Annotated in this window: 20 protein-coding genes and 1 riboswitch; of the genes, 7 read left to right on the top strand and 13 right to left on the bottom strand. The window is 67.2% G+C overall.

Annotation, left to right across the window (positions count from 1 at the left end; all coding sequences use genetic code 11):
• The first annotated feature begins 151 nt into the window (after positions 1-151).
• Positions 152-754 (top strand): LysE family translocator, encoded by a 603-nt coding sequence (locus ACQR2C_RS01660; RefSeq protein ID WP_434880284.1) that lies wholly within the window; start codon positions 152-154, stop codon positions 752-754.
• A 150-nt stretch (positions 755-904) separates the two neighbouring features.
• Positions 905-1,924 (top strand): ketol-acid reductoisomerase, encoded by a 1,020-nt coding sequence (ilvC, locus tag ACQR2C_RS01655; RefSeq protein ID WP_315713342.1) that lies wholly within the window; start codon positions 905-907, stop codon positions 1,922-1,924.
• A gap of 79 nt (positions 1,925-2,003) precedes the next feature.
• On the opposite strand, the gene ACQR2C_RS01650 is transcribed toward ilvC, so the two are convergent.
• From ACQR2C_RS01650 to ACQR2C_RS01640, 3 genes are all read right to left on the bottom strand, one after another.
• Positions 2,004-2,582, bottom strand: coding sequence for a hypothetical protein (locus ACQR2C_RS01650; RefSeq protein WP_316239579.1), 579 nt, complete (start codon positions 2,580-2,582; stop codon positions 2,004-2,006).
• A gap of 75 nt (positions 2,583-2,657) precedes the next feature.
• Positions 2,658-4,733 carry a TonB-dependent receptor domain-containing protein gene (locus tag ACQR2C_RS01645; RefSeq protein WP_434880283.1) on the bottom strand — a complete coding sequence of 692 codons (2,076 nt, stop codon included), beginning with the start codon at positions 4,731-4,733 and terminating at the stop codon, positions 2,658-2,660.
• A gap of 96 nt (positions 4,734-4,829) precedes the next feature.
• Positions 4,830-5,047: riboswitch (cobalamin riboswitch) on the bottom strand.
• A 206-nt stretch (positions 5,048-5,253) separates the two neighbouring features.
• Positions 5,254-6,366, bottom strand: coding sequence for a DUF2336 domain-containing protein (locus ACQR2C_RS01640; RefSeq protein ID WP_434880282.1), 1,113 nt, complete (start codon positions 6,364-6,366; stop codon positions 5,254-5,256).
• 542 nt (positions 6,367-6,908) lie between these two features.
• Here ACQR2C_RS01640 and ACQR2C_RS01635 point away from each other — a divergent pair.
• Both ACQR2C_RS01635 and ACQR2C_RS01630 read left to right on the top strand, forming a co-directional pair.
• The gene (locus ACQR2C_RS01635; RefSeq protein ID WP_434880281.1) at positions 6,909-7,766 is read left to right on the top strand and encodes an SDR family oxidoreductase; all 858 of its coding nucleotides are present in this window, start codon (positions 6,909-6,911) and stop codon (positions 7,764-7,766) included.
• An 8-nt stretch (positions 7,767-7,774) separates the two neighbouring features.
• The gene (locus tag ACQR2C_RS01630) at positions 7,775-8,059 is read left to right on the top strand and encodes a hypothetical protein (RefSeq protein ID WP_434880280.1); all 285 of its coding nucleotides are present in this window, start codon (positions 7,775-7,777) and stop codon (positions 8,057-8,059) included.
• Between the two features lie 31 nt (positions 8,060-8,090).
• Here the strand turns inward: ACQR2C_RS01630 and ACQR2C_RS01625 are convergent, their stop codons facing one another.
• Both ACQR2C_RS01625 and ACQR2C_RS01620 read right to left on the bottom strand, forming a co-directional pair.
• The gene (locus tag ACQR2C_RS01625; protein WP_315805577.1) at positions 8,091-8,732 is read right to left on the bottom strand and encodes a response regulator transcription factor; all 642 of its coding nucleotides are present in this window, start codon (positions 8,730-8,732) and stop codon (positions 8,091-8,093) included.
• On the bottom strand, positions 8,729-10,144 hold the full coding sequence (locus ACQR2C_RS01620) for a HAMP domain-containing sensor histidine kinase (protein WP_434880472.1): 1,416 nt from the start codon (positions 10,142-10,144) through the stop codon (positions 8,729-8,731). Before ACQR2C_RS01620 ends, ACQR2C_RS01625 begins: the two co-directional genes overlap by 4 nt.
• A gap of 189 nt (positions 10,145-10,333) precedes the next feature.
• Here ACQR2C_RS01620 and ACQR2C_RS01615 point away from each other — a divergent pair, with 189 nt between their 5' ends.
• Positions 10,334-11,266 (top strand): DUF2380 domain-containing protein, encoded by a 933-nt coding sequence (locus ACQR2C_RS01615; protein ID WP_434880279.1) that lies wholly within the window; start codon positions 10,334-10,336, stop codon positions 11,264-11,266.
• 200 nt (positions 11,267-11,466) lie between these two features.
• Positions 11,467-13,176 (top strand): sulfatase-like hydrolase/transferase, encoded by a 1,710-nt coding sequence (locus ACQR2C_RS01610; protein ID WP_434880278.1) that lies wholly within the window; start codon positions 11,467-11,469, stop codon positions 13,174-13,176.
• Positions 13,177-13,222: 46 nt separating this feature from the next.
• Here the strand turns inward: ACQR2C_RS01610 and ACQR2C_RS01605 are convergent, their stop codons facing one another.
• The 4 genes from ACQR2C_RS01605 to ACQR2C_RS01590 form a co-directional block, all read right to left on the bottom strand.
• Positions 13,223-14,440: an ABC transporter substrate-binding protein gene (locus ACQR2C_RS01605; protein WP_315805580.1), complete on the bottom strand. Its 1,218-nt coding sequence runs from the start codon at positions 14,438-14,440 to the stop codon at positions 13,223-13,225.
• Between the two features lie 32 nt (positions 14,441-14,472).
• On the bottom strand, positions 14,473-15,459 hold the full coding sequence (locus ACQR2C_RS01600; protein WP_434880277.1) for a Bug family tripartite tricarboxylate transporter substrate binding protein: 987 nt from the start codon (positions 15,457-15,459) through the stop codon (positions 14,473-14,475).
• A gap of 86 nt (positions 15,460-15,545) precedes the next feature.
• Positions 15,546-16,742 carry a CaiB/BaiF CoA transferase family protein gene (locus ACQR2C_RS01595; RefSeq protein WP_316183555.1) on the bottom strand — a complete coding sequence of 399 codons (1,197 nt, stop codon included), beginning with the start codon at positions 16,740-16,742 and terminating at the stop codon, positions 15,546-15,548.
• 17 nt (positions 16,743-16,759) lie between these two features.
• Entirely contained in the window at positions 16,760-17,647 is an 888-nt protein-coding gene (locus tag ACQR2C_RS01590) for an IclR family transcriptional regulator (RefSeq protein WP_434880276.1), read from the bottom strand.
• A 186-nt stretch (positions 17,648-17,833) separates the two neighbouring features.
• Here ACQR2C_RS01590 and ACQR2C_RS01585 point away from each other — a divergent pair, with 186 nt between their 5' ends.
• Positions 17,834-18,229 (top strand): rhodanese-like domain-containing protein, encoded by a 396-nt coding sequence (locus ACQR2C_RS01585; RefSeq protein ID WP_434880275.1) that lies wholly within the window; start codon positions 17,834-17,836, stop codon positions 18,227-18,229.
• A 2-nt stretch (positions 18,230-18,231) separates the two neighbouring features.
• On the opposite strand, the gene ACQR2C_RS01580 is transcribed toward ACQR2C_RS01585, so the two are convergent.
• From ACQR2C_RS01580 to ACQR2C_RS01565, 4 genes are read right to left on the bottom strand one after another with little or no spacing between them, the layout of a single operon-like run.
• Complete coding sequence (locus ACQR2C_RS01580) at positions 18,232-19,461, bottom strand: MFS transporter (RefSeq protein ID WP_434880274.1); 1,230 nt, start codon at positions 19,459-19,461, stop codon at positions 18,232-18,234.
• The gene (locus ACQR2C_RS01575; protein ID WP_315805586.1) at positions 19,458-19,787 is read right to left on the bottom strand and encodes a hypothetical protein; all 330 of its coding nucleotides are present in this window, start codon (positions 19,785-19,787) and stop codon (positions 19,458-19,460) included. The genes ACQR2C_RS01580 and ACQR2C_RS01575 overlap by 4 nt, the downstream gene beginning before the upstream one ends.
• A complete protein-coding gene (locus ACQR2C_RS01570; RefSeq protein ID WP_434848268.1) occupies positions 19,784-20,356 on the bottom strand; it encodes an isochorismatase family protein in 573 nt (190 codons plus the stop codon). The genes ACQR2C_RS01575 and ACQR2C_RS01570 overlap by 4 nt, the downstream gene beginning before the upstream one ends.
• A gap of 50 nt (positions 20,357-20,406) precedes the next feature.
• On the bottom strand, positions 20,407-20,862 hold the full coding sequence (locus ACQR2C_RS01565; protein ID WP_316239592.1) for a MarR family winged helix-turn-helix transcriptional regulator: 456 nt from the start codon (positions 20,860-20,862) through the stop codon (positions 20,407-20,409).
• Between the last annotated feature and the right edge of the window lie 9 nt (positions 20,863-20,871).

Below are 20,871 nucleotides of genomic sequence, written 5' to 3'. Positions count from 1 at the left end.
ACCTGTACCCCCTCACCCGGATTGCATCTGGCGATGCAATCCGACCTCTCCCCGCAAGCGGGGCGAGGTTGCACTGCCCGCGCCGCGACAGGCGCGGCCGCCATGCGCAGGTGACCGCAAGTCAGTGCTTGCTTGCGGCGAGAACGTCCTGATGTCCCAGCAGCTCCTCATCGCTTTCGTCACCTTCGCCTTCGTGATGGCGTTCACGCCGGGGCCGAACAACATCATGCTGCTGTCGTCGGGCGTGACCCATGGCTTCCGCCGCACGGTGCCGCACATGATGGGCGTCAGCTTCGGCTTCGCCTTCATGGTCGGCGTGGTCGGCTTCGGGCTGGCCACGGTGTTCATCCGCTACCCGGTCCTGCAAGACGTTCTGAAATATCTAGGCGCGGCCTATCTGATCTACCTGGCGGTTGCGATCGCCTTGTCCGGATCGACCAAGCCTGAGGACACCACGCCGCGCGGCCCGATGTCGTTCTGGGGCGCGGCGCTGTTCCAGTGGGTCAACGCCAAGGGCTGGGTGATGGTGATCAGCACCATCACCGCCTATGCCGCGATTGCCAGCTTTCCGGCCAATGTCGGGCTGCAGGTCGCGATCAGCTTCGTGATGGCGATCGGCTCGACCGTCACCTGGACCCTGTTCGGCACCGCACTGCGGCCGCTGCTGAGCTCCGACCGTGCGGTCCGCGCCTTCAACATCCTGATGGCCGCGCTGCTGCTCGCCTCGCTCTATCCCGTCTTCATGGACGCATGAAGGACGCCGCCGCCATGCGAGATCGGGGTTTCCAACGGGACCCAAAATGCTCTAGACACGGGCCGGATTTCGTCCGGGCGCAGCCGCCCGTGCCTCACCCAAGCGTCTGACTTTTCAGCCAATTCCGGCCATCTCAAAGAGGAAACGACAATGCGTGTCTACTACGATCGCGACGCCGATCTGAACCTGATCAAGGGCAAGAAGGTCGTCATCGTCGGCTATGGCAGCCAGGGCCACGCCCACGCGCTCAACCTGAAGGATTCCGGCGTCAAGGACGTCGCGATCGCGCTGCGCAAGGGCTCGGCCTCGGCCAAGAAGGCCGAAGGCGCCGGCTTCAAGGTGATGGAAGTCGCCGAGGCCGCGAAGTGGGCCGACCTCGTGATGATGCTGACCCCGGACGAGCTGCAGGGCGACATCTACCGCGAGCACCTGCACGACAACATGAAGCAGGGCGCCGCACTGGTGTTCGCCCACGGCCTGAACGTCCACTTCAACCTGCTCGACCCGCGCGCCGATCTCGACGTGCTGATGATCGCGCCGAAAGGCCCCGGCCACACCGTCCGCTCCGAGTACCAGCGCGGCGGCGGCGTGCCCTGCCTGATCGCGATCGCCAAGGATTCCTCGGGCAACGCCCATGACCTCGGCCTGTCCTACGCCTCGGCGATCGGCGGCGGCCGCGCCGGCATCATCGAGACGACCTTCAAGGAAGAGTGCGAGACCGACCTGTTCGGCGAGCAGGCGGTGCTGTGCGGCGGCCTGGTCGAACTGATCAAGGCCGGCTACGAGACGCTGACCGAGGCCGGCTACGCGCCGGAGATGGCCTATTTCGAGTGCCTCCACGAGGTCAAGCTGATCGTCGACCTGATCTATGAAGGCGGGATCGCCAACATGAACTACTCGATCTCCAACACCGCCGAGTACGGCGAGTACGTCACCGGCCCGCGCATCATCACGCCGGAGACCAAGGCCGAGATGAAGCGCGTGCTCGACGACATCCAGTCCGGCCGCTTCGCGCGCGACTGGATGCTGGAGAACAAGGTCAACCAGACCTCGTTCAAGGCGACCCGCGCCAAGCTTGCCCAGCACCCGATCGAGGAAGTCGGTGCCCGCCTGCGCGACATGATGCCCTGGATCAAGAAGGGCGCGCTGGTCGACAAGAGCAAGAACTGAGCTTGCGACGACGATCGGATATGAGAACGGCGGGCCGAGGCCCGCCGTTTTTGTTTGGTGGCTAGGAGATGGTCGCCGGTCAGGAGGCCGCGCGGCGCGAGACCAGTGGGGTCAGCAGGCGGACGATCTCACTGACCGCGACGAGGCCGACCAGCCAAGCGGCGCTGGTCAGGCCGAGGCGGGCGACGATCGGGAGCGCGAAGCTTGCGGCCCCGCCGAGTGCGGGCGTGGCGGCCAGCAGCACCAGCTCATAGGCGGCGTAGGCACTGAGGAGCGCGACGGCAAACGCGGCCGGCGCTGGTGCCGTGCGCAAGGCCGCCAGCGCCATGCGGGCTATGACGGTGGCGCTGAGCGCCGCGACGCCGATCATGGCGCCCCAGGCCAGCGTGTTGGCATCGACCGGATAGTGCAGCGCGCCGAAGCCGACGCCCTGGTTGACCAGCCAGGCGCCGAGCATCACCGGCAGCGCCATGCGCAGCGGCAGCATGGCGGCGGCGATCACGGCGAAGGCCGCAAACGGCGTCGCGCAGGCGAACACGAAGCTCGCCAGCGCGCAGGCCGCTGTCAGCAGCGCGAAGCAGAACGCAGCGGCATGCCGTTGCGGAACGGGCGCGAGGCGAGCCCCGGAACCAGATCGGGCGAGAACGTCGAGAGTCATGGAACATCTCCTTCTATTGCGATTGTAGTCCATTTCGGCAGCTTCTGTCAGCCGCCGGGAGGTTGGTCGGCAGCGTCACTGCACACCGGAGCTCGCAACCCGGAGGCCGCCGAACACGCCGAAGCCCGGCGCGAGGAATCCGGTCGGGTTCTGGTAGTGACGGTTGAACAGGTTATCGATCCGGCCGAACAGCTTGACCTGGTTGGACAGCGCGTAGTCGCTGCGCAGGTTGACGACCGTATAGCCGGGCGCGACCAGGCCGGTGGTCATGCCGTCGCGGCTGACATCGAGCCAGTCGCTGATCCTCAGCACGGTGGCCGACAGGCGCAGCGCATCGATCGGCTGCCAGGTCGCGGTGGCGCTCCATTTTTCCTTCGGCCGCCGCAATAGCTGCTGGCCGGTGGCCGCATCGACCGCGCGGGTGAAGGTGTAGTCTGCACGCAGCGAGATCCGGTCGGTGAGATCAGCCGTCACGAAGCTCTCGGTGCCTTCGGTGGTCGCGAGGCCGACATTGGCGTAGGAGGTGAAGGTCGCGTTGAAATTGATCAGGTTGGTGATGCTGTTGTGGAAGTAGGTCGCGCCGAAGCGGATGCGATCCGAAAACAGCGGCTGTTCGAAGCCGGCGTCGTAGCCGGTGCTCTGCTCCGGCTTCAGGTTGGGATTGGCGAAGAAGTTGAAGGCCGGAAAATCCTGGTGCAGCTGGCTCAAGGTCGGCGCCTTGAAGCCGGTGCCGTAGCTCGCCTTCAGCTTGGTCCCGGTGACCGGCAGGATCACCGCCGGCGCGATCCGGAAGGTGCCATGGCCGCCGAATTGCTCGTTGACGTCGTTGCGCAGGCTCGCCACCACGAACCAGCGTTTGGCGAACTCCGTCTGCAACTCGATGAAGCCGGCCTTGTTGCCGTTCTCGGCGGAAAGATCAGTTGTTTTCAGCCGCTCGGTCTGCTGCTCCAGCCCGACGACGAGATTGTTGTGCGGCGCCAGTTCGGTCACCGCGTGCCAGTCATATTTGATGCGTTCCCCCGTGGCGACCGCGGCCACGGGATTGCCGGCCGTCAGATCCGACGACCAGTTGTTCACGTAGTTGACGCCGAAATAGTTCCTGATGCGGCCGCCGAGCAGCGACCACACGGCTTCCTCGCGCGTCGCCAGCTGGTGGACCGTGTGGTTGCTCCTGATAGCATCGGGAGCGCTCGGAAAGCCGCTGTCGCCGGTGAACAGCAGCGTGGCGTCGGCGTATCGAATCACCGAGTTCAACGTCCAGGCCTCGTTGAGATCGACGCCGAGCTTGGACGAGGCGGTCACGTTGTCGTAGGCGTTGCCGATCGCCTTCTGCCCGGCCGGGAGCAGCTGCCACGGCGTCACCGGCACGTCGCCGGCGTGCAGGTGCGCGACATTGACCGCGTAGTTGACATTACTATGTGAGCCGCTGACGCCGGCCGACTGGTTGAAGGTCTTGAACGACCCGCTCTCGACCGAGGCGGTCGCCCGCGCCGGGCCGTCGCCCTTGCGCGTGATCACCGAGATCACGCCGCCGATCGCATCGGAGCCGTACAGCCCGCTCTGCGGCCCGCGCAGCACCTCGAGCTGCTGGATGTCGGCGGCGAGCAGATGCGCGAAATCGAACGCACCGTTGCTGTTGGTGACGTCGCCGACGTCGATGCCGTCGATGATGAGCTTGGTGTGGTTGGCATTGGTGCCGCGCATGAAGACGTTGGTCTGGCCGCCCGGGCCGCCGGCCTGCACGACGTTCAATCCGGGGACGGTGCTCAGGATGTCCGGCACCGTGCGGGCCTGCTGCGCGGCGATGTCCTTGTCGGTCACCACCGTGATCGCATTCGCGACGTTGGCGACCGGCGTCACGATGCCGGCCGGGCTGACCGCGACGGGCGGGCTGGCCGGCGATTCCGGCTTTGCCGCCGGCATCTGTTGATGCGCGGCGTTGCCGGCTCTGCGGGGGATGGCCGGTTTCGGAGCGATCGGCCGGTGCGGCGGGTCGACCTCGACCGGCGGCAGCAGATCGGGCGAGGCGGATTGCTGCGCCGTTGCGGGGGAGGGACCGAGCAGCGCGAACGACGAGAGGAGGCATAACGACGACAGAAGGGCGCGACGGCGCCTGGCATGGGGAACGGGAGACACGAGTGACCTCGGCATGACGTCAGTGGCACGTCACCGCGAACGAGGTCTCATGCACGCCTTTGCAGGCCTGCCTGAAAACGATGCCAATAACGCCCCGACCGGCATCCTCGCGTGTGACCACGGCTGACGGCAGGTCTCCTGGCTCGCGGGTCGTCACCTCCACGTCGCCTTCCCGGGACCGAGATTTCCCAGTGGCCTCTGACGCGAGATTCGCCGCTTACAGTTGCGGGGGCAGCTGCGGCCTTCGGTCACGTCCCTTGCGAGACGTCTCCGGCACCGCATTCCCTATTGAGCCCCGGTCGAGGGGCACCGTCGCCGTCACCGTAGGAGTGCGGGCGCACCAAAGTCAATCCGGCGCCCGGCGATCTCCTGGCGATAACGCGCTGGAGTGGATTGCGTGTGGCGAACTCTCTCGGCCGCCGCGTTCGGCGTGAGATACCCGGCGCCCGCGACGCCCCACAGCTGTCGTTCGCAGGGACGACAGCGGGATGTGAGGCGCGAATCAATTCCGGCACGGATCGCTTGCGAGCGCCGCTTACTTCTCGACCTTGTTGTGCACCATCCAGAACCTCAGCGTGCGCTGGGCGGTGTCGAGGGACAGGCGGGAATAGTCGCGCTCGGCGAGCTTCAGCGTCTCGGTGTCGATGGCGTGCTTGATGGGGCGGTGGGTGAGAATCTTCGCGACCACCGACCAGGCCAGCCCGGCGGCGCGGCAAGGGATCAGCACGATGTCGGTGCGCGGGCCTTCCATCACCTTGGCGATCATCTCGGTCGGGACGTTGTTGAGCAGGCCGAGCGCGGCTGACACCTCGCCGAAGCGGCGGGTCTCGGCGAAGAAGGCGATGGCGGCATCGTTGAGCTCGTTCAGCCCCTTCATGCGCTTGACGGCCTCTTCGGCCAGCGTGAAGTCGCGCCCGACCAGGCCGCCGTCGCTGCGCGCAACGTCGGCGATCGCCTTGAGGATCTTCTTGATCTCCTGCTGCAGCGCCGGCGGCGCCGAGGCCATCAGCTTGGCGCGCACGGCTTCGGTCGCGCGGCGCAGCAGGTCGCGCAGATGCTTGGTGGGCAGGTCGACGCGCAGCCCGATGATCTCGGACAATTCGTCGTCGTCCTCGGCATGCGCCATCATCCCGGAATAGCCGGTCTCGGAGAAGCGCGCGGTCTGGTTGTTGGCGAGTTTGCGGATCACCCGGCGCTCGCCGCGGTCGACGATGATGTCGGTCACCGCCTCGGTCAGATGCGGGCGGCTGGAGATCGCCATCAGGTGATCCTGGCCCTTGGTCGCCGCGACCTCCACCAGCGTATGCTCGGTGAGCCGGCTCGAGTGCATCAGCACGTTCTCGGCCACCGAGATTTCGTCGTCGCGGGCGAGCTGCTGGATCAATTCGACGGGCGCATAGTCGACCGGCGCGAGATGCTTGCTGAGCTCGGCCCGCGCGCGGGTCTCGACCCGCGAGACCAGTATGCACAGCACGTTGTCGAACACCTTGATCTGGTCCTCGCTGAGGCGTTCGCCGTCATGCAGGAACAGGTTGGTGACCTGGCGCAGCGTGTTGACGCGCTTCGCCGAGGAGCCGCTGCGGACGGCCTCTTCGAGTTCGGTGATGATGGAGTTTTCTGAAAGCGGAAGCTGTTCTGGCTGTGACACGATCGCGCCCGTTGGTCCGGATTGCCGGAGCGACAGCAACGCGTGTGGGATCCGCTGCAAGGCTTTCGGCCGGGGCAGTTTTCGGCACGGGCGATAACAATGCGTTAGGGGCGGAGGGCGTAGTACTCCGGGGAAACACGGATACGGAAAATTAAGACGATACGCATAGAGGGGAAGACGGGTCGGAGCCCGGCGTTTCGGAGATTCGCCGGACAATCGATGGAATGAGGTGCGATCACCTCCTTGCAGACCCGGCGAAGACAGGCGAGCGAGGCGGAAAGGTTAACGATCTCATAAGGTCACAAACCTTCCTTCATCCAGTTTGGTCGCTGCCCTCGATCTCACGTCAGCTCTCATCCTCTCAAGCATTGAAACTTAAATCCCATTCTTGCCGCGGCCGTTTTGCCGACGCGCCGTGCGTTGCGTGCCGTATTCCGTTGTTCCGGGGCAGGCTCGGCGGGTGATGACCTCACGCGAAAAATCAGCGCCAGCATCTTGCCGCATCCCGTGCGATAATCGCCGCGCAAATCGTTGAGGTCCCCATGAAATCCGTCGTCATCACCGGCGCATCCACCGGCATCGGGTTCGCCTGTTCGAAGCACCTGCTCGCGCGCGGCTTTCGCGTGTTCGGCAGCGTTCGCAAGCAGGCCGATGCAGACCGTCTGCGCAGCGAGCTCGGCGCCAACTTCACGCCGCTGCTGTTCGACGTGACCGACGAGGCGGCGGTGAAGGCGGCCGCGCAGGAGGTGCGGGCGGCTCTCGCCGGCGAGGCGCTCGCCGGCCTGGTCAACAATGCCGGCATCGCCGTCGCGGGGCCGGTGACGGAGCTGCCGATCGCGCAGTTCCGCCATCAGATGGAGGTCAACGTCATCGGCCCGGTGATCGCGACCCAGGCGTTCGCGCCGCTGCTCGGAGCGGATCCCGCCATGAAAGGGGAGCGAGGCCGGATCGTGATGGTCAGCTCGGTGGCCGGGCGCAATGGCAACCCGCTGTTGGCGCCGTATTCGACCTCAAAGTATGCGATCGAAGGGCTGTCCGAGAGCCTGCGCCGTGAGCTGATGCTGTTCGGCATCGACGTCATCGTCATCGCGCCGGGCGCGGTGAAGACCCCGATCTGGGCCAAGGCCGACGAGGTCGACCTGTCGCCGTATCAGGCCTCGCCGTTCTTCCCGGCGCTGCAGAAGATCCGCGCCTTCATGCTGAATCTCGGCAAGTCCGGGCTGCCGGCCGAGACCATCGCCGCGCGGGTGGCCGACGCCTTGACCTTGCCGGCGCCCAAGGTGCGCTACGAGATCGCGCCCGACGCCATGAGGCAATGGATCGTGCGGGTGCTTCCGAAACGGACCGTCGATCGCATCATCGCCAAGCGGCTCGGCCTGATGCCCGCGACCAGGCCCTGATGCCGGCGATGACGACCCTCGGCAAGACCCAGGCGGAGCTGACCCGCCTGGTCGAGGAGGACCTTCGCGCGCAGCCGGGCTGCGAGACCGCGCGCGTGCCGGCGGTTCATGCGCTCGACGTGCGCAGCGGCCGCAACTGGGAGATCCCGCACGTCGTTCTCGGCGACAGCCTGATCAGCGACGTCGACCGCGCCGTGATGAGCGTGCAGCGCCGGCTCGGGCGCGCGTTTCACCTGATCGACGATCCGGTCACGGCGTCGGACGCGGCAGCAACGCCGCAGGGCGACTCCTGAGCTTTCTCGCGGGGATGTAAGCCCCGCCGGCTCAGCTCAGCAGGCCCTGCCGCAGCGCCAGCCGCACCAGCTCGATGTCGGTGGCGACGCCGAGCTTGTCCTTGATCAGCGAGTGCAGGTTGGCAACCGTCTTCGGGCTGAGATGCAGCGCGGACGCGATCTCGTCCGTCGTCCGTTCGGCCAGCAGCATCTGCATCACCTCGAACTCGCGCGCGGACAGCACGTCGGCGGCGGCGCGCTCGCCGGAGAGGCGGCTGAGTGCGAGCTCGTGATCGATGTCGGGGCTGATCGCGATGCGGCCTGCCAGCACGTCCATGACGGCGCGCACGAGAGCCTCCGGCGGGCTGCTCTTGGTGACATAGCCGCGGGCGCCGGCGCGGATCGCCTGCACCGCGAAGCCGGCATTCTCATGCATGGTGAACACGAGGATGCGCGCGCCGCGATCCCATTGCCGGATGCGGCGGATGCCCTCGATGCCGCCGACGCCCGGCATCGTCAGGTCCATGATGACGAGATCGGGCCTGACCTCCTTGAACAGCCGGTAGGCTTCGGCGCCATCGGCGGCTTCGGCGACCACGCGCAGCCCCGGCTGCTTCTGCAGCATCGACCTGTAGCCCTCGCGGACCACGGCATGGTCGTCGACCAGCAGGATGGTGCCGGCGGGCGTCGTCATGCCGCGTAGGCCGTTTCCGGCTGCGCAGGCGAGAGGCCGGGCAGGGCCGGGAGCGGAATCTCGACGCGGAGGCGCGCGCCGCCGGACGTGGCCGCAAAACTCATCTGGCCCCCCATGGAGGCGACGCGCTCGCGCATGCCGAGCAGGCCCATGCCCGGCTTGTCGGGCGCATCGCCGGCAGGACCGTCATCTTCGACGGTGAGCACGGTCGTGCTCTCGGGCGCCGACTGGGCCGGCCCGTCCTGAAGCGTCAACTGCAACCGCACGCGCGTCGCGCCGGCGTGCTTGACGGCGTTGGTGAGCGCCTCCTGCGCGATGCGGTAGACGTTGCTGGCGACGATGCCGGGCAGCCGGTCGACGTCGCCCGACAGGCTGATCTCGAACACGGTGCGGCCGTGCTGCCGCCGGTTCCAGCCGGCCACGAGGCCTTCGAGGCTGCCGGCGAGGCCGAGCTCGTCGACATCAGGCGGACGCAGCCGCATCAGCGCGCCGCGCAACTGCTCCATCATGTCGCTCGCGGCGCGCGCGATGCCGTCGCATTCGCCGACCAGAGCGGGGCAATCCTGCGCCGCGCTGTGACGGATCGACGCTGCGAGCGCCCGGATCGCCGCCAGCGACTGGCCAAATTCGTCATGCAGCTCGCGGGCGAGGTGGCGGCGTTCGTCGTCTTCCAGGGCAATCAGGCGCCGGGTCAATTCGCCGCGCTGCGCCAGCGCCGTCTCCAGCCCCTCGGCGAGCTGATTGAAGGCATCGCGGATCGCCGAGAGCTCGGCGAGGTCGAACGGTGGCAGCCGCGCCGACAGATCGTTGGCGGCGATCCGCTCCAGCCCGGCGCGGATCAGCCGCGTCGGGCGCAGCGCGCGGGCCAGTGCGGCGTAGGCCAGCACGCACAGCAGCAGCAGCGCCGTCCCGAGTACCGGCAGCAGCCGGCCGAGCTCGCGCCAGGCGTCCGCGGTCATGACGCCGGCATCGATCCAGACGACCGCATCGCCGGTCCTCTCGCCGCGAAACCTGACTGGCCGTGCCGCTTCCCGGCCCGGATCGAACAGCCGCCGATACGGCATCGCGAAGGCGCGGGGCGGATCGTCCGCCTGCGCCTCCGCGCCGCCGCAGATCCGCTGCACGATCACGCCGTCGACGCCGCGATAGGCGATGCACAGCCCCGGTCCCATCGCCGCGGCCGCGACCGCGTCGAGGTCGGGAAAGCCGGCCGGCGGGCTGTTGACCCAATGCATCTTGCTCTGCTGCAGTTGCAGCGTCCGGGCCGTGATCTCGGCGATCCGCGCGTTGCGCGCATGTACCGAGCGGTCGGTGTCGAACAGCACATAGGCGCAGATCGCCGCGAAGCAGAGCGCCGAGACCGCCGCGATGCGCAGCGTCAGGCGGTATTTGAGGTCGTAGCGGCTCCACATCTTCGGCGCGTCCATGGCAGCCCAGCCCACCGGCATTTAACGGCAGAACCGCCCGGGCCAAAAGCGCCGCGGCCCGGTGGACAATGCGGTCGTGAAATTTTCCCGTGCCTCGCCGGGATCCTCGCCGCTGCAGCCATGCCGCGCCGGCATCTAGCTTCGGAGCGCCAGACATCGTTGCAGGGGAATCTCATGTCGAACCGCCGCCTCGTCCGTTGCCTCGTTTTCGCGCTTGCTCTCGCGGCCAGCCCGGTCCGCGCCGCCTCTGGTGATGTCCCGGCCGTGCTGGTCGATGATTTCAGCTATCTCGACACGTCCGGCGAGCCGGTCGATCAGACCGCAGCGCATCAGCGGCGGCTGGATGCGTTCATGGCCGCGCTTCGCCGCGACGTCGCCGCGGATGCTCGGCTGCGTCCGGTCAGCCCGTCCTGCGCTCCGTCCTGTCCGACTGATGCGTCGCCGGAGGCACGGTTGCAGATGGCGGCGGCGGCCGGCGCCACCGTCGTGGTCACCGGTGGTGTCCAGAAGCTCTCGACCCTGGTGCAGTGGGCGCGGGCTTCGGCCATCGACGTCACGTCCCATCGGGTGCTGTTCGACAAGGTCTTCACCTTCCGCGGCGACAGCGACGAGGCCTGGCAGCGCGCCGAGATGTTCGTCTCGCGCCAGGTCCGTGACGCGCTGGCGCCGCCGGAGCCGATCCGGCTGGCGCTCTTGCCATTCGAGCTCGACGACACCAGCGCAGGCGCTGCGCTCGGCGCGACGGAGTCCGACCAGAAGGGGCTGCAGGAGGCGACCGACGCGGTGCGGCAGCTGCTGGCGCAGTCCGGGCGCTACCGCCTCGTGGACGCCGCCGGCGAGATCAAGCCGGGGCAGCCGGTGCGTGAGTGCGACGATTGCGAGGCGCGAGTGGCGCGCGCGGTCGGCGCCCAGCAGTCGCTGCTCGGCATCGTCAGGCGGATCGGCCGCACCGAATACATCATCGGTTTTCGCGTCCGCCAGGCCGACAGTGGCACACTCGTCGTCGCCGGCGACAGCGGGCTGCGCCTCGGCGCCAATTATTCCTGGAGTCGCGGCGCGGTGCGTCTGGTGCGCGAGCGGCTGCTCGAGATCGGCTCGGAGCACTGATCGCGGCCCGGCCATCGCTCCGGTCCCGGAGCCGTCGCCGGGAGCTGCGCCGGTGCCGCCATGCCGGACGATCGGCGCGCGGCTCCGTGCAAATCCGGGCTGTTGTGATTTGTGACGATTTCATTACGGTCGGATGACAGGATCGGCTTCCTTGATCTGTCGGCATGCGCCGGCGAAGGGCGCCTGCTTTCGACCGGCTGATGTCACTGACCCCGAACGACCAACCGATCACCACGCTCACTGCTGTGAGCGCAACACGCTCCGCGGCCGTCCGGCTGTCGGCCGTCGCCGCGCCGCATGTCGCGGCGCTGGCCCTGATGCTGCACACCGAGACCGATTTCGGCTCGCGGCTCGGCTTCGTGCTGGCCTGGGGCATCCTGAACGGCTTCTGGCTGGTGCTGCTGCGGCGGCCTGCGGTGTCGGCCGCGCTGGCGCTGACCATGGTCGTGGTGCTGGTGCTGCTGTCGCAGCTCAAGCACGCTGTGGTCCAGATGACCGCGAACTTCGTCGACGTGATGCTGATCGATCACGACAGCGCGGCATTCCTGTTCACGATCTTTCCGAATCTCGAGCTATCGGTGCTGGTGGCCGTCGCGGTCGTGTTGCCGCTGTTGGGGCTGCTGTGGTGGGCCGACCCGTTCCGGATCGCGCGGCTGCCGGCGCTCGCCGGCAAGCTCGCCTGCCTCGCGGCGCTGACGCTGTATTCGCTCAACTGGCGCGACGAGGCCTGGCGCGGCTACTATGACGACGGCTATCTGTCGAAATTCGCGCGCTCCGGCGTCACGGCGGTGTCCGACTTCCTCGCCAACGGCTTCATGGAATCCGACGCCACGGCTGATCGAAGTCTGGCTGCCTTCGTCCCGGATTCCTGTCATCCGGCCGCGCGCCGGCCGAACATCGTGCTGATCCACGACGAATCCAGTTTCGACATCCGCTCGGCTGAGGGCATCAAGGTGCCCGATGGCTATGGCAGCCACTTCAAGTCGTTCGACGGCAAGGCGCGGCAGTTCATGGCCGAGAGCAATGGCGGCCCGAGCTGGTTCACCGAGTACAACGTGCTCGCCGGCCTGTCGTCGCGCTCGTTCGGCCGTTTCGCCTATTTCGTGACGCGGATTGCGTCCGGCCGGGTCGAGCGCGGCCTGCCGCTGGCGCTGCGCAATTGCGGCTACGACACGGTGTCGCTGTATCCCGCGCAGGGCGCCTTCATGAGCGCGCGCAGCTTTCAGACCACTGTCGGTGTCGATCGTTTCCTCGACGCGCGCGATCTCGGCGCCAAGGGCGTCGAGCCCGACGGCTTCTTCTACGACGCCGCGCTCGACCTGATGCAGCACCGGCCGCGCGGCAAGCCGTTGTTCATGTTCGTCTATCTCGCCGCCAACCATTTCCCGTGGGAGACGACGTTCCGGCCCGATTTGACGCCGTCCTGGCGTGCGCCCGGCAATCTGCCTTCGATCGACGAATATCTGCGCCGGCAGATGATGAGCGCGGCGGACTATCAGCGCTTTCTCGCCAGCCTGAAGAAGAGGTTCGGCGACCAGCCGTTCCTGATCGTCCGCTATGGCGATCACCAGCCGGAGTTCTCGCCGCACATTCTCGATCCCAAGCTCGACGAGGCCGGCATCGGCGAGAAGCTCGAAAGCTACGATCCGCGCTATTATCGGACGTATTACGCGATCGATGCCGTCAATTTCGAGCCGCGCCAGAGCGCGGTCGTGATGGACCGGATCGACGCCGCCTATCTGCCGCTGGTCACGCTCGAGGCCGCCGGCATTCCGCTCGATCCGTCCTTTGCCGAGCAGAAGGAGATCATGCTCCGCTGCAAGGGCGTGTTCTATGCCTGCGGCGACGGCGCCGAGGCGCGCCGCTTCAACCGCATGCTGATCGACGCCGAGCTGATCCGGGGGTTGTGACCGGCCGACGCCGAGGGGCGGCCGGTCTGGGGCGCAGCCGCCGCTGCTAATCCGCGGCCGCGTCGGTGACGATGCCGCCGATGTTCTGCCAGTGCGCGCCGTCGAACTGGATCATCTGCAACTGCTTGTTGACGCGATAGTCGGTCGGCGAGGTCGTGATGCTGATGCCCGGCAGCAGCATGCCGAGCTCGACATGGTCGAGATGGGTGGCCTGCTTCAGCACGTTCTCCCGCGTCAGCTCGTCGCCGCACTGCTTCAGCACCTGGACCAGGAGCTCGGCGGTGATGTAGCCATAGACGTTGAAGTTCGAGCCCTTGTCGCCGTCGGGATAGTATTTCTCCATGAAGGCGAGATAGCGCTGCACGCCGGGGTCGTTCTTGAAGCCCTCCTCGAGCGGGTCCTTGACGTAGCCGACGCTGATCAGGCCCTTGGCATTCTCGAGCCCGGCGGGCTTCAGGGTGGCGCCCAGCGAATTGGCATTGATGTCGACGATGTGGACCGGCTTCCAGCCGAGCTCGGCGACCTTCTTGATGGCCTGCGCCGCCTGCTTCGGCGTGGAGGCGCTGAACAGCAGATCGGCGCCGGCGTCCTTCAGCTTCAGGATGTGGGAATCGATCGTCGGCTCGGTGATCTCGTAGGACGATTCGGCCACGATCATCTTGGCGGCCTTGTCGCCCAGCCCGGCCTTGAGGCCGGCGAGATAGTCGCGGCCGAGATCGTCGTTCTGGTAGAGCACGCCGATCTTGGCGTCGGGATGGGTCTTGAGAATGTACTGGCCGTAGATGCGGCCTTCGACGACGTAGCTCGGGTTGAAGCCCATCGTCCAGGGAAAGTTCTTGGGATCGGTGAAGCGCGAGGCGCCGGTGGCCGCGAACAGTTGCGGCACCTTCTTCGAGTTGAGATATTTCTGCACGGCGACGTTCGGCGCGGTGCCGATGATCTGGAACGTCAGGAGCACCTCGTCGCTCTCGACCAGCTTGCGCACCTGCTCGACCGTCTTCGGCGGCGAATAGGCGTCGTCATACTGGATCAGGTTGATCTTGCGGCCGTTCACGCCGCCCTGGTCGTTGATCATCTTCATATAGGCGGCCTGCGCCTTGCCGATCGTGGCATAGGCCGAGGCCGGGCCGCTCAGCGGCACGGTCTGGCCGACCTTGATCTCGCTGTCGCTGGCCCCGGTGTCGTACTTCTTCTCGGCCGCCGAAGCCGTCGCGGCGAGCGACAGCAGAGCAAGCGCGGCCAGCGCGGTGGTCCCAATCCTCATCACATCCACTCCCTGATCATTTTTTGTGAAACTCATTCGGCCTTGATGGCGGCGTCGCGGATGACCGCGCTCCATTTTTTGGTTTCGTCGGCGATGAACTGGCCGAACGCCGTGGGGTCGCGCGGCTGCACGTCGAGCCCTTGTGCGAACAGCTTCTGCTTCACCTCGGGAGCGGCGAGATCGGCGAGGATCTCGCGCGACAGCCGGTCGACGATCGGTTGCGGCGTCGCGCCCGGCGCCATGAAGCCGTACCAGCCCGACGCGACCACGTTCGGCAGACCCTGCTCGCGCAGCGTCGGCGCCTGCGGATAGATCGCGCTCGGCTCGGTGGCGGCGACGCCGAGCACGCGAAACTGGCCGGCCTGGATATAGGGCAGCGCCGTGCTGATCGCGGTCAGCGTCGCGTCGACGCGGCCGGCGAGCAGCTCGGTGTAGGCCATCGAGTCACCGCGGAAGGGAATGTTGAGGCCGGTCACCTTGGCGTCGCGGAACAGCAGCTCGGCGGCGAGATGCGGCTGCGAGCCGGCGCCCGGCGAGGCGAAGGTCAGGCCTTCGGGCTTGGACTTGCCGTAGGCGATCAGCTCGGCCAGCGTCTTGTACGGCGCGTTGGCGCTGATCATCAGGAAGATCGGCGCGACGACGGTGCCGGCGACGGGGCGCAGATCCTTGATCGGGTCGTAGGTCAGCTTGCCGAACAGCGCTTCGGCGGTGACGTAGGGCGCAGCGGCGTAGAGCAGGGTGTAGCCGTCGGGTGCGGCGCGGGCGACGACGTCGTTGGCGATGCGGCTGCCGGCGCCCGGCTTGTTCTCGATGATGAACTGCTGACCGAGGTGATGTTCGAACTCCGTCGCCAGAAGGCGCAGTGAGATGTCGCTGGCGCCTCCGGCGCCATAGGGACAGATCAGCCGCACCATGCGGGTCGGCCACTCGCCCTCGGCGCGTGCGGGATGGCTGCGGCCCAGGGCCAGCGCGGCTCCGGCACCGAGCAGGCCACGGCGCGTCATCGTCAACGGTCTCATCGCGCATCTCCCTGTCTGCTGCATCCCTTGTCCGGGCTGCTCCGGCGCGTTCTTCGCTGCGCCTGGTCGTATCTGCTCGCGCCGCGTCAGATCACCTTCCTGCGCGCGAGATCGTCCATCTCCTGGTCTGACAGTCCAAGCCAGCCCTGATAGATCTCCAGGTTGTCCTGGCCGACGTCGCCCGCGGCATGGCGCAGCGCCGCGGGATCGTTGCCAAAGCGCGGTACGACGTTCGACATTGCCACCGAGCCGAAATCGCGGTCGGGCACGCGCGTGATCATCTCGCGCGCGATCGCCTGCGGATCGGCCGCGATCTGGTCGATCGCGTAGATCGGCGCGATCGTTCCCTTGGCCGCGGTGAAGCGCGCGACGACATCATCGAGGTCATGCGCCGCGCACCAGGCGGCAAAGATCGCGTTGAGCTCGGCCGAATGCTTCACCCGCGAGGCATTGTTCGCGAAGCGCGGATCCTCGATCAGGTCAGGACGATCGATCGCGCGACAATTGGCGGCGTAGAGCGCGTTGGTCGAGCCGGCGAGCGTCACCCAGCGATCGTCGCGGGTGCGATAGACTGCGGCCGGCGCCGAGTAGCCGTTGGCATTGCCGATCCGGCTGCGGCTGAAGCCGAGCTGGTCGTGCTCGACGGGCAACACGTCGAGCAAGCGGAAGACAGCCTCGGTCAGCGCCAGATCGATCTCCTCGCCCGGCGCCTCGGGATCGCGCGCCCGCTTCCACAACGCCGCGAGCACGCCGAGTGCGCCGAAGGTGCCGCCGATGGCATCGCCGATCGGATAGCCCGGATGGGTCGGCTCGCCCTCGGCCTCGCCGGTGATGTAGGTGAGCCCGCCCATTGCCTCGAAGATGCGGGCAAAGCCCGGACGGTCCTTGTACGGCCCGTCCTGCCCGAACGCGGTGGCGCGCAGGATGACGAGGCGCGGCTGGATCGACCACAGCACCTCTTTCGTCAGCCCCCAGCGATCGAGCGTGCCGGGGCGGAAGTTCTCGATCAACACGTCGAAGCGCGGCAGCAGCCGCTTGAACAGCGCGAGCCCGTCGGGCGTGCGCAGGTCGAGCGTCGCGAAGCTCTTGTTGCGATTGGCGGTCTTCCACCACAGCGGCTTGCCGTCCTTGAACGGCGGAAAGGTGCGGACACCGTCGCCTTGGCCCGGCATCTCGATCTTCAGGACATCGGCGCCGTAATCGGCGAGCAGCGTGGCCGCGAACGGCGCCGCGATGATCGTGGCGATGTCGAGAACGCGCAAACCCTGGAGTGGCCCGGCCATGTCGTGATGCACCTGTCTCAGCCGGCTTCGGCCGCAAGCGCCGGCTCCGGCGCGCGCCTGATGATCTCGGGCTCGGCTTCGTTGATGAGCGCCCGGATGCTGGCGGCGAGCGCCGTGATGCGCGGGCCGATCTCGGCCTCGAGCTGGCCCGGCTGCAGCCGGAAGGCGGGAATGCCGCAATTGATCGCGAAGGCGCGGCCGGAGCTGTTCGCGTAATGCAGCGGCGCGGCGACGGCGTGAATCGCGGGCATGTATTCGCCGATGCAGGTGCAGAAACCGCGCTCGGCACATTGCGTGATGCCGCCGAAATAGAGCGCGGAAAAATCGCTCCATTGCTCGGCGTCGCCGGCGGCGAGCTGCGCGTCGAAACGCGCGGCCGCGCCTGGCGGCAGGATCGCCGACGCGGCGCGCCCCATCGCGGTCGCGACCACCGAGATCGGCATGCCGATGTCCGGAACATGCGGGCCGACATCGCCGGAGCGCGCGGTCTCGACATAGACCACGGCGCTGCCGTCGAGCAGGCCGATCGACACCGTGCCGCGGACGCTCGCGGCGAGATCCTGCATCAGCGGCCGCGCGATCTGCCGGAACGGCATGTCGGCGAGCAGCGGATGCGCCATCCGCAACGCGCGGATGCCGAGGCGATACTTCGCGAGCGCCTGATCGAACGAGAGGTAGCCGAGCTCGGTGAGGGTGTGGGTCAGCCGGGCCACGGTCGGCCGTGGAATCCCGGTCCGGACCGAGATGTCCATGTTGCCGAGCACCGCCGATCCGGTCCCGAACGCCTCCAGCACGAACAGGCCCTTGGCCAGGGTCGTGGCAAAGGCGGCATCGCTGGCGCTGTCCGCGAGCATCGTTTCGACGGCGCGGTCGCGGCTGATCGGGAGGGGGCGGGAAACGGACATGGTTGAAGAATGACCGATGACACCCGTGGAGTCCATATGCTTGTTATTTTCGGCTATGATCGTCCACTATGTGGACAAAGCGGCTGCAGTTTCCTTTGCTGCGCCCCGCGCCTGTCCCCTGATCGAGGGTTGTGAACCGGCCGGCGGACCGCTACCGCTGTCTCGTCAACGTCCGGGAGGAAATCGATGTCGACCTCAGTCAAGCAGATGCTGGAAGCCGCCAACGCCGCGGTGCCGAAGATCACGCCGGCCGAGGCGCAGGCGATGATCGCCAAGGGCAACACGCTGGTGCTCGACGTGCGCGATGCGCCGGAGGTCGAGAAGAGCGGCAAGATCGAAGGCGCTCACCACGTCTCGCGCGGCATGCTCGAATTCCGCGCCGATCCGGACTCACCCTATCACGACAAGAATTTCAGCAAGGACAAGAGCGTCATTCTGTACTGCGCATCCGGCGGCCGCGCCGCGCTGGCGGGCAAGGCGCTGAAGGACCTCGGCTACGCCAAGGTCTTCAATGTGGGCGGCTTCAAGGACTGGGCCGACAATGGCGGCGCGGTCGAGAAGCCGATCGAGCCGGGGATGTGAGATCACGTTCGATGCGGCGTTCGCATCACTGCGATAGCAACGAGCGCGGCAGCGAGACCTGACGCCGCGCCGACGCCGAGCGCCCAGCGCGGGCCGAGGCTGTCGGCCACCCAGCCCACGATCGGTGCGCCGATTGGCGTGCCGCCGAGTGCGACGCCGACGCGCAGCGCCATCACCCGGCCGCGCATGGAGGGCTCGGTCGCAAGTTGCATCAGGCTGTTGGTGGTGTTGGTGAACATGAGCGCCGCGACGCCGATGACGACGAGCGCGGCGCCGAACAGCCAGATGGTCGGGGCGAGCGCGGCCAGCGTGCAGCCTAGTCCGAACAGGCCGCTGCCTGCGAGCAGCGCGCCAAATCTCGGCCTGTGCCGGCTGGCGTTGAACAGGGCGCCGGCAACCGTGCCGACGGCCATGACCGAGGACAGCAGGCCGTAGCCGCGTGCATCGCTGTGAAAGACCTTGATCGCCATCGTCGAGACGAAGATCTGGAAATTGAGCCCAAACGTTCCGATCAGTGCGAGCATGATCAAGGTGGCCCGGAGCTCCGGGTGGGACCATGCGTAGTGAAAGCCGGCGGTGACGCTCGCCAGGACGTTTCCCTTGGCGTGCTGCGCCCGCGGGTTCGGACGCAGATCGGCGATGCGGAGCAGGTTCAACGACGCCAGCACGGCCATGAACGACGCGCCGTTGATCAGGAAGGCCCAGCCGGTGCCGAACGCGGCGATCACCATGCCGGCGATTGCCGGGCCGATCATCCGCGCGGCGTTGAACGATGTCGAGTTGAGCGCGATCGCGTTGGGCAAATCGTCGTTCCCGACCAACTCGGCGACGAACGTCTGGCGCACCGGAGCGTCGAAGGCTGCCGCGCAGCCGAACAGGAATGCGAACACGTCGACTTGCCAGAGCTGGACGACGCCGGTCACGGTGAGAAGGCCGAGGATGAGCGCGAACGCTCCCATCGTCGCCTGGGTGGCGATCAGGACCCGTCGCTGATTGAAATGGTCGGCCACGTAGCCGGTCAGAGGTAACAGCAGGAGCTGCGGCCCGTACTGCAGCGCCATCACCGTGCCGACGGCGGACGCGTTATGCGAGGTGAGCTGGATCAGCACCAGCCAAGTCTGAGCGGTGCGTTGCATCCAGGTGCCGATATTGGAGACGAGCGCGCCGGCCGCCCAGACCCGGTAGTTGAACTTGTGCAGCGACCGGAACATGCCCGGCGCCTTGCCCGTCATGATCGCTTCCGCAGATCGCCACCATGGAGCGCGCCGAAGTGTCGCGCGAGCATCAGGCCGATGGCGAGCGAGCCGAGGCCGAGAGCCACGACATCGCTTGTGTTTCTCAGTTCGAAATCGCCGACGCGGCAGACGAGCAGATAGCCGACGGCGACGTTGAACAGGCCCCAGAGCACGTTCACCGTCGACGAGGAGAGGCCGCGTCCCGAAGGTTTCGCGAACGGGCTCTGGAACGGCTGACCCATCAGGCCGGCGACGACATGCGGAACGGCGTTGGCCAGGAAGGCGCCGCCGAAGAAATAGGAAAAGAGATCAAGCCAGGTCATGTCAGGGGGGTCCTCGCGTCGAGCAGTCGGATGATGTCCGCAGACGTGCCGGTTTCGCCCAGTCGCGGAAAGACATGGGTGAGGCTGTACTGGTGCGCCTCGGGGCGCGTGTCGGTCATGGCGTCGACGGCGAGCGTGACGTTGAAGCCCTGCTCATACGCTTGCCGCGCCGTGGACTCGACGCCGGTGCCGGTGGCCACGCCGGCAACGACCACCTGCGTCACGTCGCGCGCCTTCAATCGTGTCTCCAGATCGGTGCTGGCGAAGGCGCCCCAGGTCCGCTTGGTCACCACGATGTCGTGCGGTTGCCGGTTCAGCTCGGGGATGAGATCGGCCCAGTCCGCAGGGAACGGCGCGGTGAGACGTGGCGGCCGCTCGGTCCGTCCCGGGGCGGTGCCGGCGACATTGACCAGCACGACCGGAAGCCTGAGCGCGCGGAAACGTTCCGCCAAGGCGGAAGCGCATGCGATGACCTCGCCGATCGGATGCAGCAAGGATGCGCCGACGATGCCTTTCTGCAGATCGACAACGATGAGCGCGGTATGCAGATCGAGCTGCGTGAGCGCCATTGATGATCTCCTCTTGCACGCGGCGCGCGTTTGCGCGCGGCCGTCACGCGTCAGTCGTCGACCAGGCGCCTGAGCAGCACGATGGCTGAAGCGAGTTGCTGCTGCTCCGCTGGCGAGAGCCGCGCCGCGATGGTGCGCGACAGCCAGTCCTGCCGCGCGGCGCGTCCTTCGTCGATCCGGACACGGCATGCCTCTGTCAGCGAAAGGATGGTCTGCCGGCCGTCCCCCGGGTCCGGCGATCCGCGCACCAGGCCGGCGCTTTCCAGCGCTGCAATGATTGGCCCCATCGATTGCGGCCGCATCCCCTCGATCCGCGCGAGATGCGAGGCCGTCGTGGGCCCGTCTTTTTCGAGGCGAAGCAGCACCGATACCTGAGACGGCGGCAGATCGCCCGCGTCAGCCTGCTCGCGCAGCCGGCGCTTCAGCTTGCCGGCGACCGCCCGCAGCTCGCCAGCCAGGGCATGGGCAGCGGGCGGGGGGACCTTCCGGGGTGACTGTCGGCTCATGCCGCAAGG

The organism is Bradyrhizobium sp. HKCCYLRH3061 (assembly GCF_051168015.1).
Taxonomy (GTDB): domain Bacteria; phylum Pseudomonadota; class Alphaproteobacteria; order Rhizobiales; family Xanthobacteraceae; genus Bradyrhizobium.
Note: the sequence above shows the minus strand (reverse complement) of the source record. Positions and strands in the feature narration are given on the sequence as shown.